19 protein-coding genes and 1 riboswitch are annotated in these 20,431 nt (G+C 60.1%); of the genes, 9 read left to right on the forward strand and 10 right to left on the reverse strand.

All coding sequences use genetic code 11. The annotated features are described in order from the left end of the window. Positions 1–64: 64 nt before the first annotated feature. On the forward strand, positions 65–1,249 hold the full coding sequence (mltA, locus tag BK660_RS19620; RefSeq protein ID WP_123434689.1) for a murein transglycosylase A: 1,185 nt from the start codon (positions 65–67) through the stop codon (positions 1,247–1,249). Positions 1,250–1,392: 143 nt separating this feature from the next. Here mltA and BK660_RS19625 read toward each other — a convergent pair whose 3' ends face one another. Both BK660_RS19625 and BK660_RS19630 read right to left on the reverse strand, forming a co-directional pair. After that, entirely contained in the window at positions 1,393–1,776 is a 384-nt protein-coding gene (locus tag BK660_RS19625) for an MAPEG family protein (protein ID WP_123434690.1), read from the reverse strand. Between the two features lie 39 nt (positions 1,777–1,815). Beyond that, positions 1,816–2,649: an EamA family transporter gene (locus BK660_RS19630; protein ID WP_123434691.1), complete on the reverse strand. Its 834-nt coding sequence runs from the start codon at positions 2,647–2,649 to the stop codon at positions 1,816–1,818. Positions 2,650–2,867: 218 nt separating this feature from the next. On the opposite strand from BK660_RS19630, the gene BK660_RS19635 reads away from it, so the two are divergent. Then, positions 2,868–4,037, forward strand: a complete 1,170-nt coding sequence (locus tag BK660_RS19635) for an MFS transporter (protein ID WP_123434692.1) — start codon at positions 2,868–2,870, stop codon at positions 4,035–4,037. Positions 4,038–4,142: 105 nt separating this feature from the next. On the opposite strand, the gene BK660_RS19640 is transcribed toward BK660_RS19635, so the two are convergent. Together BK660_RS19640 and BK660_RS19645 are read right to left on the reverse strand one after the other, a co-directional pair. After that, positions 4,143–5,027 carry a formate/nitrite transporter family protein gene (locus BK660_RS19640; protein ID WP_123434693.1) on the reverse strand — a complete coding sequence of 295 codons (885 nt, stop codon included), beginning with the start codon at positions 5,025–5,027 and terminating at the stop codon, positions 4,143–4,145. A gap of 205 nt (positions 5,028–5,232) precedes the next feature. Next, entirely contained in the window at positions 5,233–5,637 is a 405-nt protein-coding gene (locus BK660_RS19645) for an acyl-CoA thioesterase (RefSeq protein WP_123434694.1), read from the reverse strand. A 198-nt stretch (positions 5,638–5,835) separates the two neighbouring features. Beyond that, positions 5,836–5,938, forward strand: a riboswitch (S-adenosyl-L-homocysteine riboswitch). 23 nt (positions 5,939–5,961) lie between these two features. Between BK660_RS19645 and ahcY the strand changes: the two genes are divergently transcribed. The 4 genes from ahcY (at position 5,962) to BK660_RS19670 (ending at position 11,431) form a co-directional block, all read left to right on the forward strand. Beyond that, positions 5,962–7,371, forward strand: coding sequence for an adenosylhomocysteinase (ahcY, locus tag BK660_RS19650; RefSeq protein ID WP_027926602.1), 1,410 nt, complete (start codon positions 5,962–5,964; stop codon positions 7,369–7,371). 161 nt (positions 7,372–7,532) lie between these two features. Further along, on the forward strand, positions 7,533–8,378 hold the full coding sequence (metF, locus tag BK660_RS19660) for a methylenetetrahydrofolate reductase [NAD(P)H] (RefSeq protein WP_123434696.1): 846 nt from the start codon (positions 7,533–7,535) through the stop codon (positions 8,376–8,378). Positions 8,379–8,502: 124 nt separating this feature from the next. Further along, on the forward strand, positions 8,503–9,330 hold the full coding sequence (locus BK660_RS19665; protein ID WP_123434697.1) for a substrate-binding periplasmic protein: 828 nt from the start codon (positions 8,503–8,505) through the stop codon (positions 9,328–9,330). 223 nt (positions 9,331–9,553) lie between these two features. Then, positions 9,554–11,431, forward strand: coding sequence for an RNA helicase RhlE2 (locus BK660_RS19670; RefSeq protein WP_027926599.1), 1,878 nt, complete (start codon positions 9,554–9,556; stop codon positions 11,429–11,431). A 271-nt stretch (positions 11,432–11,702) separates the two neighbouring features. Here the strand turns inward: BK660_RS19670 and BK660_RS19675 are convergent, their stop codons facing one another. From BK660_RS19675 to BK660_RS19685, 3 genes are all read right to left on the reverse strand, one after another. Then, complete coding sequence (locus BK660_RS19675; protein WP_027926598.1) at positions 11,703–12,296, reverse strand: YceI family protein; 594 nt, start codon at positions 12,294–12,296, stop codon at positions 11,703–11,705. A 32-nt stretch (positions 12,297–12,328) separates the two neighbouring features. Next, entirely contained in the window at positions 12,329–12,880 is a 552-nt protein-coding gene (locus BK660_RS19680) for a cytochrome b (RefSeq protein WP_123434698.1), read from the reverse strand. 263 nt (positions 12,881–13,143) lie between these two features. After that, entirely contained in the window at positions 13,144–14,886 is a 1,743-nt protein-coding gene (locus BK660_RS19685) for a flavin monoamine oxidase family protein (protein ID WP_123434699.1), read from the reverse strand. Between the two features lie 222 nt (positions 14,887–15,108). Between BK660_RS19685 and BK660_RS19690 the strand changes: the two genes are divergently transcribed. Beyond that, on the forward strand, positions 15,109–16,515 hold the full coding sequence (locus BK660_RS19690) for an adenosylmethionine--8-amino-7-oxononanoate transaminase (protein WP_123434700.1): 1,407 nt from the start codon (positions 15,109–15,111) through the stop codon (positions 16,513–16,515). 51 nt (positions 16,516–16,566) lie between these two features. Next, positions 16,567–17,286 carry a 16S rRNA (uracil(1498)-N(3))-methyltransferase gene (locus tag BK660_RS19695; protein WP_123434701.1) on the forward strand — a complete coding sequence of 240 codons (720 nt, stop codon included), beginning with the start codon at positions 16,567–16,569 and terminating at the stop codon, positions 17,284–17,286. A 113-nt stretch (positions 17,287–17,399) separates the two neighbouring features. On the opposite strand, the gene trhA is transcribed toward BK660_RS19695, so the two are convergent. Then, a complete protein-coding gene (gene trhA, locus BK660_RS19700; protein WP_123434702.1) occupies positions 17,400–18,017 on the reverse strand; it encodes a PAQR family membrane homeostasis protein TrhA in 618 nt (205 codons plus the stop codon). A gap of 153 nt (positions 18,018–18,170) precedes the next feature. Here trhA and BK660_RS19705 point away from each other — a divergent pair, with 153 nt between their 5' ends. Next, positions 18,171–19,085 (forward strand): LysR family transcriptional regulator, encoded by a 915-nt coding sequence (locus BK660_RS19705; RefSeq protein WP_123434703.1) that lies wholly within the window; start codon positions 18,171–18,173, stop codon positions 19,083–19,085. Between the two features lie 140 nt (positions 19,086–19,225). Here BK660_RS19705 and madM read toward each other — a convergent pair whose 3' ends face one another. Next, the gene (gene madM / locus BK660_RS19710) at positions 19,226–19,990 is read right to left on the reverse strand and encodes a malonate transporter subunit MadM (RefSeq protein ID WP_123434704.1); all 765 of its coding nucleotides are present in this window, start codon (positions 19,988–19,990) and stop codon (positions 19,226–19,228) included. Between the two features lies 1 nt (position 19,991). After that, the gene (gene madL / locus BK660_RS19715; protein ID WP_123434705.1) at positions 19,992–20,408 is read right to left on the reverse strand and encodes a malonate transporter subunit MadL; all 417 of its coding nucleotides are present in this window, start codon (positions 20,406–20,408) and stop codon (positions 19,992–19,994) included. Positions 20,409–20,431: the final 23 nt, after the last annotated feature.

Raw genomic sequence — 20,431 nt, forward strand, 5'->3', positions numbered from 1 at the left:
CTATTATCAATACGGGTTGTTTGAGCGCATGGAGCACTCAGGCGACCGGCAAAGGAATTACTCCATGAACAGCCGTTTCAAGGCATGGCGTCACCACCTCGCGTGGACTCTTCCAATGGTGGCGGTCCTCGCCGGTTGCACCGGCGGCGATAACAACAAGCCAAAAACCCACGCACTGGCCACCTATTCCAGCGCCACCTGGGAAGCGCTGCCGGCGGTGTCCGACAGCGACCTGGTCGCCGGATTCGGATCGTGGCGCAGCGCGTGCAACCGACTCAAGGCCGACCCGGTCTGGGGCTCGACCTGCACCGCTTCCGCCAACGTGCCGCAAACCGCCACCGATATTCGCGCCTTTCTGAAACAGAATCTGGACGTCTACGGCCTGCGCGCCGCCAATGACAACCCCAACGGGTTGATCACCGGCTACTACGAACCGGTCTACCCCGGCAGCCTGACGCAAACCGCAGTGGCGAACATCCCGGTGTACGGCGTGCCCGACGACATGATCATCGTCTCGCTGGACAGCATTTACCCAGAACTCAAGGGCAAGCGCCTGCGCGGTCGACTGGAAGGGCGAGTGCTCAAGCCTTACGACGATGCGGCAACGATTGAGACCAAAGGGGTCAAGGCACCGGTGGTCGCCTGGCTGACCGATCCGATGAACCTGCAATTCCTGCAGATCCAGGGTTCCGGGCGCATTCAGCTCGATGACGGTCGCCAGCTGCGCATCGCTTACGCCGACCAGAACGGCCATCCGTACCGGCCCATCGGCCGCTGGCTGGTGGAGCAAGGCGAACTGAAGAAGGAAGACGTGACCATGGGTGCGATCAGCAATTGGGCGAAGGCCAACCCGACGCGCATTCCGGAGCTGCTCGGCAGCAACCCCAGCTATGTGTTTTTCACCCGTAACCCTGACAGTAACGAAGGGCCGCGCGGCTCGTTGAACGTGCCGCTCACTGCCGGCTATAGCGCGGCGGTGGACCGCAAAGTGATTCCGCTGGGTAGCCTGTTGTGGTTATCCACTACTAAACCGGACGGCACTGCACTGGTTCGTCCGGTAGCGGCTCAAGATACCGGCGGCGCGATTGCCGGCGAAGTGCGGGCGGATCTGTTCTGGGGCACAGGCGAGGCGGCCGGGCAATTGGCCGGGGACATGAAACAGCAGGGGCAGATCTGGATGCTTTGGCCTAAAGGTGCGGCGTTGCCGCAAGTGCCTCAGGTGGCTGATGCGGTGAAGACTACCCCCTGACTTCTGCAGCGACTGATAGATAGCTTTCGCGAGCAAGCCCGCTCCCACACTAGATCTCGGGTGTACACAAATACTGTGTCCACAGAGGTCACATGTGGGAGCGGGCTTGCTCGCGAAGGGGCCGGTAAACCAACGCAGTTCTATCAGACCGACACAACAAAGAAACTCACAATCAACCCCATCCCCACAAACCACACCAACGACCGCAATATCGCCCAGTCCGCCAGGTAGCAAATGATGTACAGCAACCGGCTGGTGATGAACAACACCGACAGCACATTGATCGTCACCAACTCGGCATTGCCGGCCAGGTGCGCCACGATCACTGCTGCCGCGAACGCCGGGGTCACTTCAAAACTGTTCAGTTGCGCAGCATGCGCGCGTCGACCCAAACCATTGAGCGATTCGAGAAAGTCACGGGGATCATGGTTGTCTTTCAGCCCATACCCACCACTGGCCTTGGCGATCGCCGTGCAGACATAAGGCAGGAAAATCGCGATCAAAATGCACCACAGCGCAACCGTCATAAAGCAGTCCTTTCTTCAGTTTGGAAATTCGGGTGTCGGTTAAAACTTCATCACCAGGATGCCGATCAGCACCAGCCCACAGGCTAAGAGCCGTGGCCGGCCGAAAGGTTCTTTCAGGTAGCGCATTCCGAACAACACCACCAGGATCACGCTGATCTCACGCAACGCCGCCGCTTCGGCAATCGAGCCCAGCTGCATGGCCCACAGCACCAGAGCGTAGCTGAACAACACGCAAAACCCGACCGCCAGCCCCAGCCGCCATTGCTCCCGCCAGAACAGCATGAACGCCGGCCGTTTGCGCACTAGCGCCAGCAACGGAAACGGCCAGGCACTGAGCAACGTGACCCACACCAGGTAATCCAGCGGGTGCGACCAGCGCCGCAACGCCTGACCGTCGATGAACGTGTAGCAGCCGATGCACAGACCGATCAGCGCCACCACCGGCAGCATCGACCACGGCAAACGTGCGCCGCCACCGCCCTGCCACAGCAGGCACAGCATGCCGAACGGGATCAGCAGGATTCCGAAGATCTGCTGATTCGTCAGCACTTCCCCGGCAAAGACCAGTGTCAGGGCCAGCACCACCAACGGCGACAGCCCGCGCATCAACGGATAGACCAGCCCCAGATCACCGACCCGATAGGCCTGAATCAGCAGATAGCGATACAGCAATTCGAACGCCGCCGAGGCCAGGATCCACGGCCAGATTTCAATGGGTGGCATGTTCACAAACGGCAGCATCACGGCGACAAACAACATCGCCACGCTGTCCATGCAGGCCACCACCAACAAACGTTCCGCACTGAATTTGATCAGGGTATTCCACGCCGCATGCAACAGCGCCGCGACTAACACCAGTGCTGTTGCAAGCACGGCCTACTCCTTCATTTGTTTTTATTTCCGGCGGGACGCGCCCGGATAATTGATTCGCGATATGTCAGCAGCTGTTTATACTGCAAGCGACCACGCCGCACTCAGTTGCGCACAGACTAATTCCAATAATTTCTGTCCATGCCCGCTCTCGCCGAGAACGGTCGTCGGCATGCGTATGCCTGATCACAGCGTCAAGACTACCGACAGAGACCTTGCGCATGCCACTCGCCTTGCTTGCCCTCGCTGTTGCCGCGTTCGGCATCGGCACCACTGAATTCGTCATCATGGGCCTGCTGCCTGACGTCGCACGCGACCTCGCCGTCAGCATCCCGCACGCTGGCCTGCTGATCACCGGCTACGCCCTGGGCGTAGTGTTCGGCGCGCCGATCCTTGCGATCGGCACCGCGAACATGCCGCGCAAGGCGACATTGCTGGGGATGACGCTGATGTTCATCCTCGGCAACGTCCTGTGTGCCCTCGCGCCGAACTACGCCACCTTGATGGCGGCTCGCGTGGTCACTGCGTTGTGCCACGGCGCCTTCTTCGGCATCGGTTCGGTGGTCGCGGCCGGGCTGGTCGCACCGAACAAACGGGCACAAGCCATTGCGATGATGTTCACCGGCCTGACGCTGGCCAATGTGCTGGGCGTGCCCTTGGGCACCGCGCTCGGGCAGTACGCCGGCTGGCGCTCGACCTTTTGGGCGGTCTCGGTGATTGGCGTGATTGCCGCCATCGCACAATGGCTTTGGCTGCCGAAACACATCGCCATGGACAAGGCGAATCTGGCCAGCGAGTTCAAGGTGCTGGGCAAGGTCAATGTGTTGCTGGCGCTGGGCATGAGCGTGCTGGCGTCGACCAGTCTGTTCAGCGTGTTCACTTACATCGCGCCAATCCTGCAAGACATCACCGGCGTCAGCCCGCATGGCGTGACCATCATGCTGCTGTTGTTCGGCGTGGGGCTGACTGCGGGCAGCATGCTCGGCGGTCGACTGGCGGACAGTCGTTTACTGCCTTCGCTGGTGGGCATGGCGCTGGCCGTGCTGGTGGTGCTGGCGGCATTCACGCAGACCAGCCATTCGGTGATTCCGGCGGCGATCACGCTGGTGTTGTGGGGGATTTTTGCGTTCGCCCTGTGCCCGATCCTGCAGCTGCTGATCATCGATCAGGCACACGAAGCGCCCAACCTCGGCTCGACGCTGAATCAGAGCGCGTTCAACCTCGGTAACGCCGCCGGCGCCTGGATCGGCGGGCTGGTGGTTGCCAGTGGCGCCGACCTGGCGGACTTGCCGTGGACCGGCGCGTGGGTCAGCGGTTTGACGGTGTTGACCGCGTTGTTCTTTATTTACCTGCAGCGTCGTGGTGCGGCTGCAGTGAATGTATCGGGCTGAATAGCTGCATCGCCCATGACATTGCGTTCGCGAGCAGGCTCGCTCCCACATGGACCGCGTCCTTCCCTGTGGGAGCGAGCCTGCTCGCGAAGAAGTTGACGCGGTTCACTCATCTTTGCGTTTGCTTGAATCCGCCACTTGATCAGGGCTCTTCTTCGGCGGCCCACTTTCGCTGCGAATCTGCGCATGGCTGATCAGCGCAAAGATGCAGCTGCCGCCGATGATGTTCCCCGCCAGCGTCGGCCCGGCGAACACCAGCCAGAAATCCTTCCACGGCAACTCGCCGGCAAACACCAGGTACGACACCTCGGCCGAACCGACCACGATGTGGGTGAAATCACCCAGCGCCATGAGGTAGGTGATGAGGATGATGATCCACATCTTCGCGCTCTCCATGGACGGGATCATCCAGACCATGGTGGCGATCATCCAGCCCGAGACGATGCCCTTGGCGAACATCTGGCTGGCGTGGTTTTCCATGACTTTGCGCCCGATTTCGAGGAAGGCCACGTCGGTCTTCGTATCGAAAATCGGCAGGTTCAGCATCACGTAGGCCACCAGCAACGTGCCGCACAGGTTGCCTCCCAGCACAACTACCCACAGCCGCAGTAATCGGCCGAAGTTGTTCAGAGTGGGTTTGGTCATGACCGGCAACACGGCGGTCAGGGTATTTTCGGTAAACAACTGCTGACGAGCGAGGATCACCGCGAGAAAACCGGCGCAGTAGCCGAAACTGGCGATCACCTTGAAATGCTCGCCGTCCGGCAGCCGTGAGTTGAGTAACCCCATGGCCATCAGCGACAAGCCCATCGTCAGGCCCGCGGCCAGCGCCGACCACCACAACGCAGCGATGCTGCGCTCGAGCTCCTGGTCGCCCTGGGTGCGGATGATTTCGTGCAGTACCGCCGCACGGGGCGGCTGGTTTTTGTCGACGTCGTGCTGTTCTTCAGCCGAGAGGTTCGGGGTCTTGCCGTCTTTTGGGGTGTCCATAGCGTTCCTGAACCGGTGGCGTGTCATTTAGGTACGACACGCGCGGTTCGGAGCTGTTCAGTGGTCAGTCAAATCATCATTGACGGCGGCGCGGCCTTCGCGAGCAAGCCCGCTCCCACATTTGATCTTCAGTGAACACAGCATTTGTGATTGACCGAGATAAAGTGTGGGAGCGGGCTTGCTCGCGAAGGCCGCGCCACCGATGTCACTCGCTAGCCACATCATCCTGAAACTGGTCTTTGACGTACTTGATCTCGGTACGCCCGTGCGGCGCCGGCAAGCCGTCTTCGCCCAGGTTGACGAACACCATCTTCTCTACCGTCAGGATGCTTTTGCGGGTGATCTTGTTGCGCACTTCGCAGGTCAGGCTGATCGACGTGCGCCCGAACTCGGTCGCGGTAATGCCCAGCTCGATGATGTCGCCCTGGCGCGAGGCGCTGACGAAGTTGATTTCGGAAATGTACTTGGTGACGACGCGCTGGTTGCCCAGTTGAACGATGGCATAGATCGCCGCTTCTTCGTCGATCCAGCGCAACAGGCTGCCGCCGAACAGCGTGCCGTTGGGGTTGAGGTCTTCAGGTTTTACCCATTTGCGGGTGTGGAAATTCATATTCACTCCTGAGCGTCTTGCGAAATGATGGGGGGCATCATGGCAGAGCCCGGCCTGGAGCTCTATTACGCATAGACTATGGTCTCGATTACCGTTCAGACATTGCCCCACATAAACGCTTTGGAAGTATCGCTCACACGGCTATAATCGCCACCGTTTCAAAACGGTCATCTTCGGTTGATACCGTTTTCCCGCCACCTGTCCGAGGGGCGCTGCAGCAGGTTCGACCTGTCAGGCTCGGATGGGGCGTTGCTTGGTCGTTATCGACCAGACACTAAACGCACAACGGCGCCCATTCGCATACATTACGAATGGAGGCTCATCATGAGCGCTGTTATCACGCCTGCAGATTTTAACGATTACAAAGTGGCCGACATGTCCCTGGCTGCCTGGGGCCGTCGCGAAACCATCATCGCCGAATCCGAAATGCCTGCCCTGATGGGTCTGCGCCGTAAATACGTCGGTGAGCAGCCGCTCAAAGGCGCGAAAATCCTCGGCTGCATCCACATGACCATTCAGACTGCCGTGCTGATCGAAACCCTGGTTGCCCTGGGTGCCGAAGTACGTTGGTCGTCCTGCAACATTTTCTCGACTCAAGACCAGGCCGCTGCCGCTATCGCTGCTGCCGGTATCCCGGTTTTCGCCTGGAAAGGCGAGACTGAAGAAGAGTACGAGTGGTGCCTGGAGCAAACCATCCTCAAAGATGGCGCGCCTTGGGATGCCAACATGATCCTCGACGACGGCGGCGACCTGACTCAGCTGCTGCACGACAAGTACCCACAGGTTCTGGACCGCGTCCACGGCGTGACCGAAGAAACCACCACCGGCGTTCACCGCCTGCTGGACATGCTTGCCAAGGGCGAGCTGAAAATCCCGGCCATCAACGTCAACGACTCGGTAACAAAGAGCAAGAACGACAACAAGTACGGCTGCCGTCACAGCCTGAACGACGCGATCAAGCGCGGAACCGACCACCTGCTGTCCGGCAAGCAAGCGCTGGTCATCGGTTACGGTGACGTGGGCAAGGGCTCCGCTCAGTCCCTGCGTCAGGAAGGCATGATCGTCAAAGTCTCCGAAGTTGACCCGATCTGCGCCATGCAGGCCTGCATGGACGGCTACGAGCTGGTTTCGCCGTTCATCGACGGCATCAACGACGGCACCGAAGCAAGCATCGACAAAGCGCTGCTGGGCAAGATCGACCTGATCGTGACCACCACCGGTAACGTCAATGTTTGCGACTCGAACATGCTCAAAGCCCTGAAGAAGCGCGCTGTTGTCTGCAACATCGGTCACTTCGACAACGAAATCGACACCGCTTTCATGCGCAAAAACTGGGCGTGGGAAGAAGTGAAGCCACAGGTTCACAAAATCCACCGCACCGGCCCGGGCGCTTTCGACGCTCAGAACGATGACTACCTGATCCTGCTGGCCGAAGGCCGTCTGGTTAACCTGGGTAACGCTACCGGTCACCCAAGCCGCATCATGGACGGTTCGTTCGCCAACCAGGTTCTGGCGCAGATCTTCCTGTTCGGCCAGAAGTACGCCGACCTGTCGCCAGCCCAGAAAGCCGAGCGCCTGACTGTTGAAGTACTGCCGAAGAAACTCGACGAAGAAGTGGCCCTGGAAATGGTCCGCGGTTTCGGCGGCGTTGTGACTCAACTGACCAAGACCCAGGCCGACTACATCGGCGTGACCGTTGAAGGTCCGTTCAAGCCGCACGCTTACCGCTACTGATTGACCTGCTGCCTGCTCTCCCTTGTGGGAGCGGGCTTGCTCGCGAAGGCGGTTTATCCTTCAACATTAATGTTGTCTGACCCACCGCTTTCGCGAGCAAGCCCGCTCCCACATTGGGATGTGCAAGTCTTCCAGGCTCACGTGTTTTCAAGGGTATTCCCATGTCCCAAGACCGTCGCTACAGCTTCGAGTTCTTCCCTACGAAGACCGACGCTGGGCATGAAAAGCTGCTCGCCACTGCCCGTCAGCTGGCCACGTACAACCCCGATTTCTTCTCCTGCACCTATGGCGCTGGCGGTTCGACCCGTGATCGCACCCTCAACACCGTGTTGCAGCTCGAAAGCGAAGTCAAAGTCCCTGCCGCCCCGCATCTGTCGTGCGTCGGCGACAGCAAGGACGACTTGCGCGGCCTGCTGGCCCAATACAAGGCTGCCGGCATCAAGCGTATCGTTGCCCTGCGCGGTGACCTGCCTTCGGGCATGGGCATGGCCAGCGGCGAAATGCGCCACGCCAATGACCTGGTCGAATTCATTCGTGAAGAGACCGGCGATCATTTCCACATCGAAGTCGCCGCTTACCCGGAAATGCACCCGCAAGCGCGCAACTTCGAAGACGATATCGCCAACTTCGTGCGCAAGGCCAACGCTGGCGCGGACAGTGCGATCACCCAGTACTTCTTCAACGCCGACAGCTACTTCTACTTCGTCGAGCGTGTACGGGCAGCGGGCGTGACCATCCCGATCGTGCCGGGGATCATGCCGATCACCAACTACAGCAAACTGGCGCGCTTCTCTGACGCCTGTGGCGCGGAAATTCCGCGCTGGATCCGTAAACAGCTGGAAGCCTACGGCGACGACACCCAAAGCATTCAAGGCTTTGGTGAGCAAGTCATCACCGAAATGTGCGAACGCCTGCTGCAAGGTGGCGCACCGGGCCTGCACTTCTACACACTGAATCAGGCTGAGGCGAGCCTGGCGGTGTGGAACAACCTGAAGTTGCCGCGCTGAAACAGTGCAAAACCCCGAAAAGGCTCTGGCGAAATCCAGGGCCTTTTTTATGGAATAGGCGTTGTGCCAGAGCTTCTGGATCCCGTTTCTGGCTCTTTATGATTTCTCGTCGTAATCTCAAGCCATGCCCCTGATTTCGCAATTTTTGACAGTGCTGCTTTTCACTTGCCTGAGCTTCGCCGCCCGGGGCGAGAAGCTGCGCATTGTCACCGAACCGTGGGCGCCTTACGTCTACGAGGAAGACGGCAAAGCCCTGGGACTGGATTACGAAACCACGGCCATCGTCTTCAAACGCCTGGGGATCGAAGTGGACTGGCAGTTCCTGCCGTGGAAACGCTGCCTGTCGATGCTTGAAACCGGTCAGGCGGACGGCGCGCTGGACATTTTCCACAGCGATGAGCGTGACGCGACGCTGCTCTACCCCGGGGAACCGCTCTCGGAAGTCGAATTCGTGATGTTCTATGCCAATGAGCGGCCCCATCCGTTTCGTACCCTCGACGACCTGAAAGGTCTGACCATCGGCACTTCGCCGGGCTACCTCTATAGCAAGGATTTCAGCGACTCCACCCTGTTCACCCGTGAGCCGGCGCCGACCCATGAAGCCAACTTCGGCAAGCTGGTACGCGGGCGTATCGACCTACTGATCACGGATCGTCGGGTTGGCCAGCACTTGCTCGATGAATTGGGTATCCGCGGCAGCATCACTGAAAACCCGACCGTTATCAGCCATCAGAGCCAGTTTCTGGCGGTCCGTAAAAATGCCGGCATGGATTTGTTGGTGCAGCGTTTCGGTGCCGAACTCAAGCGTTTCAAGCGCGAGCCCGCCTACGCGGAGTTGAGCGCCCGTTACGGTGCCGATCCCAGTGCCGATGTTAGATCCGATGTGAAAGCCGCCACCGCCACTTCGGCCACGGTAAAAACCGTTGAGCAGCAGGAAAGCGGCGCACAGTGATTGCTCTGTTATACTCCGGCCTTCCCGCCAGGCTCACGCCCGGACGCTCGGACTTGTTCAAGGCATCTCGACCCCGCTACAGCGCAGCTCTTCAGCCCGCGCGAGCGCTCCAGACGAGCTTTCAAGGCCCAGCAGGACCGGACGGGATTGCGTTCCTCTTAAACGCCATTCGCGCCAGGCAAGACTCCCATTGGGCCAAGCCCTAACTAAAACAGGATTACTCATGTCCTTTGCTTCCCTCGGTCTCTCCGAGGCTTTAGTCCGCGCCATCGAGGCAGCGGGCTATACCGAGCCTACTCCGGTGCAACAGCGGGCCATTCCCGCCGTGTTGCAAGGTCGCGACCTGATGGTTGCGGCTCAGACAGGTACTGGTAAAACCGGTGGCTTCGCCCTTCCGATCCTGGAGCGGTTGTTCCCTAACGGTCACCCGGACAAATCCCAGCGTCACGGCCCGCGCCAACCGCGCGTCCTGGTCCTGACCCCTACTCGCGAACTCGCGGCTCAAGTGCACGAGAGCTTCAAGGTCTATGCCCGTGACCTGAAGTTCGTCAGCGCCTGCATCTTCGGCGGCGTCGGCATGAACCCGCAGGTTCAGGCCATGTCCCGTGGTGTCGACGTGCTGGTGGCCTGCCCTGGCCGCCTGCTCGACCTCGCTGGCCAAGGCAGCGTCGACTTGTCCCACGTGGAAATCCTCGTGCTGGACGAAGCCGACCGCATGCTCGACATGGGCTTTGTCCATGACGTGAAAAAGGTTTTGGCCCGTCTGCCAGCCAAACGGCAGAATCTGCTGTTCTCGGCGACGTTCTCCAAGGACATCACCGACCTCGCCGGCAAGCTGCTGCACAACCCGGAACGCATCGAAGTCACGCCACCGAACACCACGGTCGAGCGCATCGAACAGCGCGTATTCCGCCTGCCAGCCAACCACAAGCGTTCGCTGCTGGCGCACCTGATCACCGCAGGCGCCTGGGAACAGGTGCTGGTGTTCACCCGCACCAAGCACGGCGCCAACCGCCTGGCCGAGTACCTGGACAAACACGGCCTCAGCGCCGTCGCGATCCACGGTAACAAGAGCCAGAACGCTCGCACCAAAGCCCTTGCCGACTTCAAGGCCGGTGAAGTGCGCATTCTGGTTGCTACCGACATCGCCGCTCGCGGCCTCGACATCGACCAGTTGCCACACGTGGTCAACTTCGAACTGCCAAACGTCGACGAAGACTACGTGCACCGTATCGGCCGTACTGGCCGTGCCGGCCGTTCGGGCGAGGCGATCTCGCTGGTTGCTCCGGACGAAGAGAAGCTGCTGAAAAGCATCGAGCGCATGACCAAGCAGAAGATTGCCGACGGCAACCTGATGGGCTTCGACTCCAGCGCTGTAGAAGCCGAGAAGCCTGAAGTTCGCGAGCGTCCGGATGTGCGTAACCCGCGCAACCCACGTGGCCCGCGCGGCGACGGCCCGAACGGCACCGGTGGTGGTGGCGGTCGCAAGGACAAAGGCAAGGACAAGGGCGGCAAGGAAAAGCCTGCCGCCACTGGCCGTGGCGATCGCCCGGCCCGTGAACACAAGCCACGCGAAGGCACCCCGGCGCGCGAGCAACAGCGTCCGGCGCCACGCGCTGCCGCAGCGGACCGTGCTCCGGACGAGTTCCTGGACGACGATATCGATAACTTCGGTAACCGCGTTGATTACGTCCCGCAAGCCAAACCGGCTCAGGGCCGTGGTCGCCGTCCGGGTGCTCCGGCACAAGGCACGACGGCTGGCGCAGGTGCTCCGCGCACCGGCGGCAAGCCTCAGGGTCGCCAAAGCGGTCCGCGCAGCAGCGACGGCGCCACCACCGGCACCCCGCCGGCAAAGCGCAGCGGTCCACGCAGCGGTGCTCCACGTGACGGTCAAGCCCGTCGCGAAGAAGGCCGCAACCGTCGTCCGGCCCGTGACGATCAGCCACGTTCGGAACCGGCCGTGCAGAACCCGCGCGGTCCAGCGCCGAAGATCATTCACAAGGAGTCGAAAACCGATCGTTTCCCGACTCCCGAGCAACTTGATCAACTGCCAGGCCGTCCACGCGGCGAAAAACCAGCATTGCTGACCCGCAATCGCTGAGTTTTCCCCGCCATGAAAAATGCCCCTGATCTCACGATCCGGGGCATTTTTTCTGGACCACGCACAATTACCGATCTCACCAAAGATCAAATGTGGGAGCGGGCTTGCTCGCGAAAGCGGTGGATCATTCAACATTGATGTCGACTGACCTGGCGCCTTCGCGAGCAAGCCCGCTCCCACATTAGACGTGTAGCGCCTGTGCATTTTTGGTGGGCAATAAAAAACGCCCCCGGCCGTGAGGTCGGGGGCGTTCTTGTGTCTGCGGCGAAAATTACTTCGCTTTCACACCTTCAAAGGTGACGTACAGATCAACCGCGTCGGACTGTGGACCCAGATCCATCATCTTGCCGAAATCAGAACGCTTGATGCTGGTGGTGCCTTCGAAGCCGGCACGGTAGCCGCCCCATGGATCCTTGCCTTCACCCAGGAAAGTGGCCTTGACCACAACTGGCTTGGTGACACCCGCAATGGTCAGGTCGCCGGCCACATCGGCAGTGACTTTACCGTCGGCGTTTTTGCCGGTGGTTTTAACGCTGGTCGACACGAACGTGGCTTTAGGGAAATCAGCCACTTTCAGGAAGTCTTTGCTGGAGATGTGCTTGTCACGCTCGGCGTTGTTGGTGAAAACGCTCGCGGTGTTCACGTTGAACTCGATCTTGCTGTCTTCTGGCTTGGCAGCATCAAAGCTGAACTTGCCGTCGATGTCCTTGAAAGTACCGGTGATGTAGCTGTAACCCAGGTGGCTGATCTTGAAGTCGACGAAGGCGTGCTGGCCAGTTTTGTCGACGACATAGTCAGCTGCCATTACGTTTGCGGACAACAGGGCGGAACCGATTGCCAGAGCGGCGAGAGTCTTTTTCAACATGTCTTGTATTCCTTGAGGGGCTAAGTTGAATGTCAGGCTTTGCGACCCAGCATTCGTTTCAGGGTCACATCACGGTCGATAAAGTGGTGCTTCAATGCTGCCAACGCATGGAGACCGGAAAAAATTACCAATGCCCACGCCAGGTAGAGATGAATCGCACCTGCGTTATCTGCCTGGTCCGGTAGCCCGGAAACCAGTGCAGGCACTTCAAACCAGTCAAACACCGGAATCCCGACACCCTCTGCGGTGGAAATCAGGTAACCGGCAATCATCACAGCGAACAAACAGAGATACAGAAAAGCATGCCCGAACTTGGCGCCAAGGCGCGTCATTCGGCTGTAGCTGGTCAGCGTTGGCGGCGGTGGGCTGATAAAGCGCCACAACACGCGCAACACCATGACAGCCAGCAGGATCAGACCGATGCTCTTGTGCAGGTCAGGTCCCGCCTTGCGCCAAGGGTCGTAGTAGCCGAGACCGACCATCCACAGACCCAGACCGAACAAACCGAACACTGCCAGCGCTACGCCCCAGTGCATGAAGATGCTGACCCAGCCGTAGCGAGAGGTAGAGTTTCGTAGTTGCATTGCCGAGTCCCTGTAAGTGCTGGCCCAAGACTATCGAGTTATCTATCGAATTAAAGCGGAAAATTTCGCTTTGAAATATCGAGAAATACGATCAAGAGCTTGAAATAGGCTTGTTAAGGAAAGATTAAAGACCAATGCATGAGAAAAGTTGAAGCCCAACTAAAGAACACCCTCGCCCCCGGGTTTATTCGATTCTTAGTACCGGTTTTTCTCCAGGCATAAAAAAACGCGGCATCTCTGCCGCGTTTTTTTAGTCCAGACGCTTACTGCGCCTTGGATTCCGTTGCCGGGGTTGCAGCCGGTTTAGCGGCTGGTTTTTTTGCCGGTTCGGTTTTCTTCACCGGTGCCTTGGCTGGCGCCTTTTTGGTATCGGTCTTGGCTGCCGGTTTTTTCGCCGGAGCCTTTTTGGCAGGCTCGGCTTTCACCGGCGTTGCAGGCTTCGGTGCTTCCACCGGGGCGGGTGCAACGACCGGGGCTGGATCCGGCGCCGGTGGCGTGTAAGGCGCTGGTGCCTTGACCGGCTCGGCCTTCTTGTCGTCATCCGAACCACCGAACAGGTTGCTGAAGAAATTACCTTTCTTCGCCGCCACTGCGCCGGCCGCTGCTGCCGGCACCACTTTCGCCGGTTCAAACGATTTGCCCGCAGCCAGGTCTTCTACCTGACTGGCCGCCCGTTGGCCGGTGCGCAATGCGCCTTCCAGGGTGCCTGGGTACAAGGTGTCGGTGTGTTCGCCGGCAAACGCTACGCGCTGGATCGGACGTTCCCACAGGCGCCAGTACTTGCTGATCTGGCCCGGGCCGAAGGCCAGGTAAGCGCCGCCCATCGACGGGTCGGTGCTGTAGCGGCGGATTTCATAACCGGTGAACGAACCGCGCGCCTGTGGATAAAAGGCGTGCAGGCGAATCAGCACCTGATCGACCATCTGCTTGTCGCCGAACGCCTGCATCACACGAGCGTTGTCGCCAGACAGGTTGATCACCACGTTGGCGCCACCCTTCAACGCCGGCTCGACCCACAACATGCCGAGGCCGGTGTTGCTGAAAATCTCGCCGGACATGCGCGCCTTCGGTTCCCATACCGGCGTCTTGAACTTCAACATGATCTGGTCGCGCCAACCGTAGTTGGTGCCTTTGATGGCGCCCATGTGCTGGGCATCCAGCGACGGGATCATCTGGATCTTGTTCAGTGCGCGCAGCGGCACAGCCAATACCACGTAGTCAGCCTGATAACTGACCGTGCCGACCTTTACGGTCACGCCGTCCTTGTCCTGGGTAATCGAGGAGACCGGGGAGCTGGTCTTGATGGTTTTCAGCTGTTTGACGAACGCTTGGGCCAGCACTGTACTGCCGCCCACCAGTCGCGAAGCACGCAGGTCACGATCGGACGTGCCACGGTAAACACGGCTTTGCTGCGCGAAGTACAGCAGCGACAGACGCGAAGGCTCGTCGTAGTGGGTGCGAATCTGCTGGTTGATCAGCTGACGCGCCGTGGCTGGCAGGTTTTGCTTGTCGAGCCAGCTGGAGACGGTGATCTGATCCAGGGTTTGCAAGGTGCTGGTGGCGAGCGGGTTCTGCGGATCGTCAATCGAGCGCGCCAGGTCATCCTGGGTTTTTTCGAAACGCTTGAGCGCGTCGGCGGTGGCCGGTTGCTTGGTCGCCAGATCAGCCGCGGAGAAGTACTCACCGTCGATCAGATAACTTGGGGTGCGCACGAATTCCGGGGCTGGCGTGGTGCTCAGCTTGAAGGTCGATACGTATTTGTTCAGCACCGGCTGAGTCTTGTCGTTGCCGATCCACTCGCTGGTGGCCATGCCGGAGCGACCGCCCAGGCTCGGTTTGGCTTCCAGCAGGGTGACCTGCCAGCCTTTGTTCTGCAGCTCGTAAGCCGCCGTCAGGCCAGACAGCCCGCCGCCGATCACGATCGCGGTTTTATCCTTGGCCAGCGCAGACACGCTGAACAGCCCCAACATCACCAGCGCACAGGCGCGCAGCCAACCGACAGACATTCAGCGAACTCCGGAAATACATGAGGAAATAGCAGTTTTACGAGTCAGGCGACTCCAGGAACCGCGAAGGATACGTCAGGCTTAAGACGCCCGCCAGCAACGTCTATCGCCCCATACAAAGTAGCTCAATCGTCACAATGGGTTGTCCCGGCGCGACGCATTGCATAGGCTTGCGCGATTGTTTACCCGCCTACGTCACGGGTAGCCTCGAGGAGACAGAAAATGGGCCTGAATAAACAGTGGATGGAACGCGATCTCAAGGTGTTGTGGCATCCCTGCACCCAGATGAAAGATCACGAACAACTGCCGCTGATCCCGATCAAGCGCGGTGAAGGCGTTTGGCTGGAAGACTTCGAAGGCAAGCGCTACCTCGACGCTGTCAGCTCCTGGTGGGTCAACGTGTTCGGCCACGCCAACCCGCGCATCAACCAGCGCATCAAGGATCAGGTCGATCAGCTGGAGCACGTGATCCTCGCCGGTTTCAGCCACCAGCCGGTGATCGAGCTGTCCGAGCGCCTGGTGAAGATGACCCCGGAAGGCCTGACCAGGTGCTTCTACGCCGATAACGGTTCGTCCTGCATCGAAGTCGCGTTGAAAATGAGCTTTCACTACTGGCTCAACCGCGGCCAGCCGAACAAGAAGCGCTTCGTCACCCTGACCAACAGCTACCACGGCGAAACCATGGCGGCGATGTCGGTGGGCGACGTGCCGCTGTTCACCGAAACCTACAAGGCCCTGCTGCTGGACACCATCAAGGTGCCGAGCCCGGATTGCTACCTGCGTCCGGACGGCATGAGCTGGGAAGAACATTCGCGCAACATGTTCGCGGCCATGGAACAGACCCTGGCAGAGAACCATGACACTGTCGCGGCAGTGATCGTCGAGCCGCTGATCCAGGGCGCTGGCGGCATGCGCATGTACCACCCGGTTTATCTCAAACTGCTGCGCGAAGCCTGCGACCGCTATGGCGTGCACCTGATCCACGACGAAATTGCCGTCGGCTTTGGCCGCACCGGCACGATGTTCGCCTGCGAACAGGCCGGCATCCGCCCGGACTTCCTCTGCCTGTCCAAGGCCCTGACCGGCGGTTACCTGCCGCTGGCGGCCTGCGTGACGACCGAAGACGTCTACAGCGCTTTCTACGACGACTACCCGACCCTGCGCGCCTTCCTGCATTCGCACAGCTACACCGGCAACCCGCTGGCGTGCGCGGCGGCACTGGCGACGCTGGATATCTTCGAAGAAGACAACGTCATCGAGAACAACAAGGCCCTGGCCCAGCGCATGGCGTCCTCCACTGCGCACCTGGCTGATCATCCGAACGTCTCGGAAGTGCGCCAGACCGGCATGGTGCTGGCCATCGAGATGGTCAAGGACAAGGCCACCAAGGAAGCCTATCCGTGGCAGGAACGTCGCGGTTTGAAGGTGTTCCAGCACGCACTGGAACGCGGTGCTTTACTTCGTCCGTTGGGCAGCGTGGTGTATTTCCTGCCGCCGTACGTGATCACGCCGGAGCAGATCGACTTTCTGGCGGAAGTGGCCAGTGAAGGGATCGACATCGCGACGCGTAACAGCGTGAGCGTGGCGGTGCCGAAGGACTTCCACCCCGGCTTCCGCGATCCGGGCTAGAAGTCACTGAGTACCCCCTCGCCACAAAAGCCAATTTTTCAGAGAACCCGCATGAGACTGTCCCGCTTCTTTATCGACGCCCCCCTGAGCACCGGCGAACACGAGTTGCCCGAAGCCCAGGCCCATTACATCAGCCGCGTGCTGCGCATGGCCGAGGGCGATGGGTTGCAGCTTTTCGACGGTTCGGGCCACGAGTTTCGCGCGACGCTGGTGGAGGTTGGGAAGAAGCGCGTCGTGGTGCAGATCGATGAAAGCTTTGCCGGGCAAGTCGAGTCGCCGCTGGCGATCCATCTCGGCCAGGGCCTGTCCCGTGGCGAGCGCATGGATTGGGCGATTCAGAAAGCCACCGAACTGGGCGTCAGCGAAATCACCCCGATCTTCAGCGACCGCTGCGAAGTCCGCCTCAAGGACGAGCGCGCCGACAAACGCCTGATGCACTGGCGCCAAGTGGCAATCAGCGCCTGCGAGCAATGTGGGCGCTCACGGGTGCCGGTGATTCATCCGCCGCTGCTGCTGGCGGATTGGTTGAAGCAGACCGAAGCCGAGTTGAAACTGGTGCTGCACCCGGTGGCGGAGCCGTTGGTGAGTCATGCGAAGCCGGCGACATTGGCATTCCTGATCGGCCCCGAAGGCGGGCTGTCCGATGCCGAAGTCGAGCAGGCCAAGTCTGCTGGTTTTCATGCTGCCCGGCTTGGGCCTCGGGTGTTGCGCACTGAGACCGCACCGGTCGTTGCGCTTGCGGTGGCCCAGCAGCTGTGGGGTGACTTCTAGGCAGCCTTCGCGAGCAGGCTCGCTCCCACACTAGATCTTCTGTGAACACAAAATTTCATACGACACAGATTAAATGTGGGAGCGAGCCCGCTCGCGAAGGCCGCACCTCGGTCTTAGAGGACGTAAAAGAAAATCGCCACAAAGTGCAGCAAGCTCCCGGCAATCACAAACAAATGCCAGATCCCGTGGGCATGGCGCAGGCGATGATCAAGGGCAAAAAAGATAATCCCAACGGTGTACAAAATCCCGCCCGCCGCCAGCCACGCAAACCCCGCCGCGCCCAACGCCGCGAGCAACGGCTTGACCGCCACCAGCACGATCCAGCCCATCACCGCGTAAATCACGATCGACAGAATCCGCGCTTCCGAGCGCGGCTTGATCTCTTGCAGGATGCCGATCAGCGCCAGCCCCCAGACAATCCCGAACAGCGTCCAGCCCCACGGCCCGCGCAGGGTTACCAGGCAGAACGGCGTATAGCTGCCGGCGATCAGCAAATAGATCGAAAAGTGATCAACCTTCTGCATGATCGCTTTCTTGCGCCCGCGCACGCTGTGGTAAACGGTCGAGGCGCTGTACAAACTCAGCAAGGTGAAACCGTAAATCGCCACGCTGACGATCTTCCATGGGCTGCCGTCCATGCTGGCGATCACCAGCATCCACACCACCCCGACCGTTGCCGCCACTGCCCCGACCAAATGCGTCCAGGCGTTCAATCGTTCCCCGTGATACATGTGTCGCTCACCTCAACATTCGTTGCAACATCGCGCAAGGCTCAGGCCTTGAGGGTAAAAGCGCAATGTTTCTGATTGTCGCGCCCCTAAATCCTTTGAGCCAAGGGCGGCCCAATTGGGCACAATCAGGTCATTCCAAAAAGAGTCTGCCTCATGCTGATCGATGAAGAATTGACCCTGAAAAAACTCGAGGTGTTCCTGGCCTTCATGCGCACCGGCAACCTGGCCCGCGCTGCGGCCGAGTTGCAGACCAGCAACGTCAGCGTGCACCGGGCGATCCACTCCCTGGAAAGTGCCCTGCGTTGCCCGCTGTTCAAACATGAAGGCCGCAACCTCACACCACTGGAAAGCGCTTACGTGCTCGAAGAACGGGCACAGAAGCTGATTCAGGACGTGGTCGAAACCGTGCGCCTGACCCGCGAAGCCGCCGGTTTTTCTGCGGAACGCTTCAAGCTGGGCTCGCTGTATTCACTGACGGTGAAGACCGTGCCGCAACTGATCATGGGCCTGAAGATTCGCCGCAGCGAACTCAACATCGACCTGATCCTCGGCTCCAATTTCGACCTGCTGTACAAGCTCAAGAACATGGAGGTCGACGCGATCCTGGTGTCGCTGGACGACAGCGTCAACGATCCGGACTGCGAGCAGATCCCGCTGTTTTCCGACGACATCTTTCTCGCGACGCCAGCGGATTCGAAGTTTGCCCAGCGCGCCGAAGTCGACCTGGCCGAAGTGCGCGACGAGACATTCATTACCCTGACCCAGGGCTTCGCCACGCACCAGGACGGTAATCGGGTGTTCAAGCAGGCGGGGTTCGAGCCGAAGGTGGCGATGCAGGTCAACGACATCTTCACCCTTCTGAGCATGGTCAGTTCAGGGGTGGGTTATGCGTTGCTGCCGGGGCGGATTGCGGCGGTGTATGAGAACCGGGTGAAGCTGATTCCGTTGCAGGAGCGTTATCGGTTGCAGCAGCACATTGGTGTGGTGTTCTTGAAAGCCAAGGAACGTGATCCGAATTTGCTGGCGCTGTTGGCGGAGTGCCGGATGTACGCCAATCGCCAGATCTGAAACCGCGTCGCTCCCTTCGCGAGCAAGCCCGCTCCCACATTCTATTTGTGTCGTACCTGATATTTGACTACGACCATGAGCCAATGTGGGAGCGGGCTTGCTCGCGAAGGGGGCCGATCATTCAATAGAGGAACCAACCCCTAGCCCACAATCCCGCGAACAATGAAGTACAGCAGCGAAGGCCCCAGCAAGCACCCAAGCCCGGTGTGGAACGTCGCCGTCAACGCGCCATAAGGCACCAGTCGCCGATCGGTCGCCGCCAGCCCCGCCGTCACGCCGCTGACCGTCCCGGCCAACCCGCCAAACACCATCGCCGAACGCGGGTTATCCAGGCCCATCCAGCGCGCCGCCATCGGGGTGCCGACCATCACCAAAATCGCCTTGATCAGCCCGGTCGCAATCGACAGCGCCACCACATCGGAACTGGCACCAATCGCCGCCCCGGTCACCGGCCCGACGATGTACGTCACCGCGCCCGCGCCGATGGTGGTCATGCTGATCGCATCGCGGTAACCAAACGCCCAGGCCATGCTCGCGCCGACAATGAACGGCAGGATCGTGCCCAGCAGCAACGCGATCACACCAATCAGCCCGGCCTTCTTCGCTTCCGTGGCTTGCACTTCGAATGCCGTGGCAACGATGGCAAAGTCCCGCAGCATCGCACCGCCCATCAACCCGATACCCGAGAACAAGGTCAGGTCCGCCAGGCCTTTTTGCCCGCCGGTCATGGTGCCGCCGACCCAAGCCAATACCAGGCCGATGACGATGGCAATCGCCGAGCCGTGAATCCGCCCGAACGTCAGGCGTTTCGACAACACCACTGACACCCACATGATCACGCCAACAAACGCGAACGCGGTGACCAGGCCATTAGCGGTCAAGCCTTTATCAATGAGTTCCCACATATCAGCGACCTCCTACGGGTGTGCCGACCGGGGTGACTTCCACCGGTTCATCGGGCAAGGGTTCGCCTTTGTGGGTCCGGCTGATCAAGGCAATCGTGCAGCCGCAGATCACGACCGATCCGATCGCCGCGAGCACCGCGACCGGGCCGCCGTGCAGCGCGGTGACGACGTTCTGTTGCGCGGCCATTGCGACCACCACCGGAATGTACATCGCGCCCCAGAAGCCGACGCCCATCTCGCAATCCTTGGTCATGCCGCCGCGTTTGTGCATCCACAACCGCGCGCAAATCAGCAGGATCATCGCGATCCCGACCCCGCCGACGTTGGATTTGACGCCCAGCAACACGCCCAGCGCATCACCCATGATCACCCCTGCCAGCGTACAGATCGCCAACAGCGCCACACCGTAAATAATCATTGTTGTAGTCCTCAAAGTGCATC

The organism is Pseudomonas brassicacearum (genome assembly GCF_003732265.1).
GTDB classification, from domain to species: Bacteria; Pseudomonadota; Gammaproteobacteria; order Pseudomonadales; family Pseudomonadaceae; genus Aquipseudomonas; species Aquipseudomonas brassicacearum_D.